The organism is Gordonia sp. VNK21 (assembly GCF_046098115.1).
Taxonomy (GTDB): Bacteria; Actinomycetota; Actinomycetes; order Mycobacteriales; family Mycobacteriaceae; genus Gordonia.
This window is the reverse complement of the sequence record NZ_JBJURU010000008.1, coordinates 211,011-217,176: the sequence shown is the minus strand read 5'-3', so window position 1 is coordinate 217,176 and position 6,166 is coordinate 211,011. Positions and strand designations below refer to the sequence as shown.

General features: G+C 62.0%; 6 protein-coding genes. 5 read left to right on the top strand and 1 reads right to left on the bottom strand.

Going from position 1 to position 6,166, the window contains the following annotated elements; translation table 11 throughout:
- The 5 genes from ACJMNC_RS10960 to ACJMNC_RS10940 all read left to right on the top strand — a co-directional run.
- Window positions 1–452, top strand: a 452-nt coding sequence (locus tag ACJMNC_RS10960; RefSeq protein WP_408947979.1) for a transposase, incomplete at its 5' end; no start/stop codon positions are given.
- Between the two features lie 65 nt (window positions 453–517).
- Window positions 518–2,572, top strand: a complete 2,055-nt coding sequence (locus tag ACJMNC_RS10955) for a hypothetical protein (RefSeq protein ID WP_408947978.1) — start codon at window positions 518–520, stop codon at window positions 2,570–2,572.
- 23 nt (window positions 2,573–2,595) lie between these two features.
- A complete protein-coding gene (locus ACJMNC_RS10950; protein WP_408947977.1) occupies window positions 2,596–3,681 on the top strand; it encodes a TniB family NTP-binding protein in 1,086 nt (361 codons plus the stop codon).
- Window positions 3,678–4,583, top strand: coding sequence for a hypothetical protein (locus tag ACJMNC_RS10945; protein WP_408947976.1), 906 nt, complete (start codon window positions 3,678–3,680; stop codon window positions 4,581–4,583). Before ACJMNC_RS10950 ends, ACJMNC_RS10945 begins: the two co-directional genes overlap by 4 nt.
- A 2-nt stretch (window positions 4,584–4,585) precedes the next feature.
- Window positions 4,586–5,386, top strand: coding sequence for a zinc-ribbon domain-containing protein (locus ACJMNC_RS10940; RefSeq protein ID WP_408947975.1), 801 nt, complete (start codon window positions 4,586–4,588; stop codon window positions 5,384–5,386).
- Window positions 5,387–5,519: 133 nt separating this feature from the next.
- On the opposite strand, the gene ACJMNC_RS10935 is transcribed toward ACJMNC_RS10940, so the two are convergent.
- Entirely contained in the window at window positions 5,520–6,119 is a 600-nt protein-coding gene (locus ACJMNC_RS10935) for a hypothetical protein (protein WP_408947974.1), read from the bottom strand.
- Window positions 6,120–6,166 lie beyond the last annotated feature (47 nt).

Genomic DNA, 6,166 nt, shown 5'->3' with positions numbered 1-6,166 from the left:
AGCTCTACTGTTGCGCGATCAAGGACGCGTTCTCTGGCCGGATCGTGGGGTACTCGATCGACTCCAGGATGAAATCAAGACTGGCCGTCCAGGCGCTCGAGAACGCCGTCACCATGCGCGGTGATGTCGCCGGCTGCATCGTCCACAGCGACAGAGGATCTCAATTTCGAAGCAGGAAGTTCCTGCGCGCGCTGGCCCGTCCCCGCATGGTCGGGAGCATGGGCAGAGTCGGCTCAAGCGGCGATAACGCCGCCATGGAATCGTTCTTCGCGCTGCTGCAGAAGAACGTCCTCGACCGCCGCTCCTGGACCACCCGCGAGCAGCTACGCATCGCGATCGTGACCTGGATCGAGAGGACCTACCACCGTCGCCGTCGTCAGGCCCGCCTGGGCCGTTTGACGCCCATCGAGTTCGAGACCATCATGAACACGACCGCCGCACTGGCGGCGTGACTACAACCTGTCACCTAACCGTGCAGCAGTCCCGTGCGGCCCAACGTCGAGCGGGGTGACCAGCCATGAACGGCCACGCCGACTACGGGCTCGACGATGAGATCACCGTCGCCGGGCAGCGCTTCCGCGTCGTTGGGATCTCGCCTCGCCATATATGTGCCCAGCAGTGCACCACCGGTGAGTGCATGTACTTCACTCAGCTCGACCTCGAACCCGATAGCACTGGGTCGGGTATCGCAACCTTCAATCCGCTCGATCCAAGTGTGGCGATGCTGTCGATCCCTGAGGAAGATCGCCCGCGTGTCCGATTCCTCGTTGATCACTTGGCTGAACTCGAGTCGGGATACTTTCCAGGCGCGGAAGTGCCTCGCCCCGAGTATCGGTTGACCGAGCCGAAGAGCGCTCGGATCATTGCGAAGGCGCATGAGCTTTCGTCGATCCTCTGGCCGGACGGCCAGTCGCATACTGTTTCACCGCGGACCGTTGAGCGGTATGCCATGCGCTACCGCAACGAGGGACCGGAAGGTCTGGTCCCTCGCAATCGTCGTGGCCAAAAGCTTTGCGGGAACCAGGATCCCGAGGTTATCCGCGCGCTCGACGAAGTACTCATCGCGTATGTGCACGAAACCGATACCAAGGTTACGACGATCATCGGCAAGATCCGAGTTCAGTTTACGGACGCACATCCGGAGCTGAACATCTACGACGCGCATGCGGACAACTACTTCGAATTCCCGTCCGAGTCGACGCTTCGTCGGCTGATCAAGTTGCGCGGGGCGCACTTGTGGGTCGACAAGCCGGCAGCCGATCGACGAAGCCACAGCAGGACGCCACACACCGTTCACCGTCCGACCATGCCGGGACGACCGGGAGGAGAAGGCATCGCGGACGACCACACCATGGACCTGTGGTGTCTGGACGAACGTGGCAATGAGATCCGGCCACACCTGGTCCTCGTCATCGACAAACACACACGCGACTTCGCCACATGGACAATCACCGCTGGGGATCCCGACGGAACCGACCTCGCGATCGCCCTCGCCGAAGGTGTGATCCCGCTCCCGATGAAAGACGGGGTCGCCGAACGGTACCGTCTCGTCAGCTCGCGGCTTCCGGTCGGTCAAATGCTGGCCCTCGATGACCGCTACCAGGATTCGCTCGCGCGTCCGGCGATACCATTCGAGCAGCTCGTGCTCGACAACGGCGGAAATTTTCGCAGTCAGGTACTCGACGACGTAACCACCGCATTCGGCACGACAGTGACCTGGTGCAATGGTTTCAGTCCGTGGGAGAAAGGCGTCATAGAACGCGCTTTCGGAACGATCAACAGCGAGTTCACCTCATACTTCGGAACTTACCTCGGTACTGACCCACGCCATCGCGGCGACACTAAACCCGAACAGGTCACCATCGGCATCGATACCGTTCGTGAGCTGTTCGAGGAGTGGGTACTCACCGTGTACCGGATGCAACCGAACGACGGCTTGGTCGACCCGGAGCGCCCGTCGGTCAAGCTCTCCCCCAACGACATGTGGTCAGCCGCGATGGCTTTCGCACCGCGCTTCCCGCTTCCCCTGACTAGTCACATGCTTTATCGCGTCTACCCCGTCGTGTGGCAGACGATTCAGCACTATGGGATTCAAATCGAGCACCATCGCTTCGACTGCGATGATCTGAACGAGTTGCGGGGGAAGCCGTCCGGAATCGTCGAGCACGGGAACAAGTGGGAAATCCGGTATAACAAGCACAACCGCGCCTGCGTCTGGGTCTACAACCCGTCCACCGACGAATGGATCACGGCGTTCAACACGCGCTACCCACGCGCCGAAACGCCGTACACCGACGAAGTCTGGCCCGCACCGGACACAAGCGACGAGGCCTGGGCACTGACCGCCGCCGCCGACGAGATCCACCGCACGTCAGCGAAGGCCTCCAAGCGCCTCTCCCTCCGAGAGGCAAAGGGCATCGACCGAGCACAGCGAATCGCCCAGTCCCACGCGCCGCTCCCCCAGACTGACGAACCTGACGAACCCGATTCGCCCCCGACTGGCACCGATGACATCGAGTCGCCAGACCCCGGTATCAACTCCCACAACAACTTCACCCCATGGACCGTGTGACATCCGGAAAGGCCAGGTGCCGTATGAACACCAAAGCGCGCACCCCCAGCGCCACAGAGACCACCATCTACGACCTCGACGGGCACCGGCGCGCGGTTCAACAGCACACCGAGGCACCCGCAGCGTTGTCCGTGGCCGGCCTGAAGCGACTGCCTGCAGACGAACGGGAGCAGTGGCTCGCTGACCGCGATGAACACCATGGTCATAGCCATGTCGTAATGACCAACGCGATGATCGAGGCATTCAACGATGTGCATATCCTCACCGGCCTCAACTGGCACCGGCCAGACGACAGAGAGGTCTACCTCATCTCAGGGCCCGCAGGCTCGGGCAAAACGACCATCGGCCGGTCCATCGCGCGCGAGTTCGAGCGTCAATACGCCACCAAGCATCCTGGATACCTGAGCTCGGGTGAAATACCCGTCGTCGTCATCGCGACCCCCGCGCGTTGTTCCCCTACCGCGTTCGACAAAGCGATCCTCACGTTCATGCACCACCCGTTCCCCGACAGCTTCACCCACGACAAACTCAAGGCGCAGGTAATCCACGCTCTGCGAAGCCATCACGTACAGCTGGTAATCATCGACGACCTGCATCGACTCAAACAGCGCAGCGCACTCTCGATTGAGACCAGTGACCTCCTCAAGGAGTATCTGGACCTCTCGACCGCAAGCTACGTGTACATGGGTGTCAACCTGACAGCGTCCGGGTTCTTCAACGGTGATGCCGGCAGCCAGATCGCCAGCCGCGGCGCACTCTTGCAACTCCAGCCCTTCACCAACGAACCGGGCCCTGCCCGTGAGGAATGGTGCAACGTGGTCTCCGCACTCGAATCGAACCTGCGGCTGCTGCGCCACCGCCCCGGAGCCCTGACCACGCAGAAGATGCTCGCGCTGCTCTACAACCGCACCCGCGGCTCGATCAACGCCCTCAACAAACTCCTCCAAACCGCGGCGATCCGCGCAACCACAATCCCCGACACGGCAACCGAGGACCTTCGTAACCTCGGCATCATCGGCAAAGAACGCATCGACCTCCAGCTCCTTCGCTCGATCAAATCGGTAGCCGCGGTCGAGGTAGAGCAACGCCAGCGGCAGGCAAAACGATGATCCTCCAGGTAGCCAACCCGATCGCCTACTACCCACTCGAAACCGCCGGCAGCTACCTGCGGCGCTTATGCGCCACTAACCACCTCGACCCAGTGACAACTCACGCCGCCCTGCACTACCAGATCCGAGGACGCCCGCCACGCGAGCAAGCACAGATCGCCACCGATCGCCTCGAAACGCTCGCGGGATTGGCGCCTGGCACGATCACCCGTACCGACGACGCCGCCACCGCCATGCAACCGCAACGACGCTGCTACGAGTGCGACCGAAACGACCGACCCCGATGGCAATGCCTCCAATGCGCCCAGGGACAAATCGTCGAGCAGGTGCGCCACCACAGGCACACCATTTGCCTACGCCACCGCCGCTGGACCGGCCCAGGCACCCCACCCCTACGCCACGTTCGTGTCGACCTGCCCGCACTGATCACCGCCGAACAACACTTCCGACACCAACGCCTCGGCCTGTGTCCGACAAATGTCATCGCTGCCCGTTCGGTAGCCGCCCGCTGGGCACTCGGCGCAGCGCCGGCCATCGTCGCTGAACGTCGGGCTCAACTCCCCCACATCACAGTGCTACCCGAGGACATTCAGACCGAGATCGTCACCTACCCCGAAGCCGTCGGCGTGATGGCCATCTTCGCCGACGGGGCCTGGCTCCGCGACATCCTCGCGCAAACACACGCCTACGCCGCAATCCTCGAGGCCGTCACCAACAAGATCCAGGACTTCATACCGCAACACACCGAACACCCAGCTGCGCTGATCATGAAGGAACTCAAACCGGTCATCGCACGCTACTTCCACACCCACGGCCCGTACCGGCACTACAACGACTACGAACAGAACCCGCCCTTACCGGTCTGGCATCACGACATCGACCTCACACTCGGCGGCGACTAACAATGGCACCCACAGCCCCCGCCGGCCCCGGGCAGCAGAAGCTGGCCGACAGCATGTCCGTCGAAGACTACTGGTTCACACAAGGAGGCCTACGCGCAGACGAGATCCGAGCGAGCTCCCACGCAATCGTCTGGATGATCTGCGACCGCTTTCATGTCTACAAGCGCAAAGCAACGATCCATGGCACTGCGAAATCGGCGCAGTGCCCCGTGTGCACCAATCAGACCTTCGTGCCGGGAGTCAACGACTTCGCAACCACCCACCCCGCCCAGTCCGCGTGCTTCATCAGACCCGGGCCAACCGGAGCAACCCCCGAAACCAGGTCCGCACGATCTCGGGCAATAGCAACCTGGCGCTGCGATCACGGGCACGAGTTCATCACCTCGTTCGCCAAGATGGCCCACGACCATCGCAACGAATGCTCCTGCAACAACCACAAACGACTGAACCGTGGGTTCAGCGACCTGGCCTCACGCAACCCAGTTCTCGCAGCGCAATTCGACACCGAACGCAACGGCACCACACCCGACAAGGTCGACGCCGGCAGCCACATCCACTACTGGTGGACCTGCCCCGCCGGCCACCACTTCCAAGCCAGCCCAAAGAATCGCATGACATGCGGCAAATACAGCAATGGCTGCCGACAGTGCTACCGCACCGCAATCTACGACCCGGCACTCAAGTGCGTCGCTGTCGATCCATCTCTGCGGCCAACACCCGACGAGTACGCCACTTACTTCCGATCCCGACCCAAGCGAGCCCGACCGGACCAGATAACTAACGTCCAGGAGCCATCACCCTAGCGGTGCACCCACCCGCCCGCGGTTACGTGGTGAAGAGCCGTTGCTGGTGCTTCGTCATGTCGACTGTCGGACGCGAGCTTCTCGATGGCACTACCCGCGCACCTACAGCGTCCGAACACAGTTCGACGGGCGGCTACGGCAGTTCCTTATGGTGCGCGCAGACGCGGGTCACGCCGCCGCGGACCACGAATGTAATGGTGTAGACAGTCCCGTCTCGTCCGGTCGCACGCACGGTGTACTCGCCGTCCTCGCGCGCACCAGCGGATCGCAGGGTCAGTGTCGATATCGGCACGTTGAAGGTCGTCTCAATGGCGCGTAGACCATAGTCACCGATCTCATCGTCAGTGAGGGCCTCAAGCTCACCGTGCCGTACCTCGTAACCCTTAGCCTTCAGCTTGGTAACGACGTTGAGAATCTCACTGCCGATGACTGCACCGCCGGCGCCAACTCCCAGGGTGGCCGCCGTCTCGATAAGAAACTGGGCTTGTGCACCTGCGGCTCCCCAGTGCGTTTCGGTTCGGAGATCTGTAAACCAGTAGGACTCTTGTCGCCGTTCGCCCGTCTCCACATCGGTCACGATGAATGCTGCCTTCAGCTGATCACTGAGCCAGTCGAGATCGATCGTCCCACCGGGGCTGACGACGATGCGATAGCCGGCCACGATCCGCCGGTCGGTGAGGTCGGCGATCTGACGGATCTCGATAACGACTTGGTCGCGATAGCTCTCAGCCATAGGTAGAAGAGTATGCCGGTGACTGGTTCTAGTGATCGGGACCGATC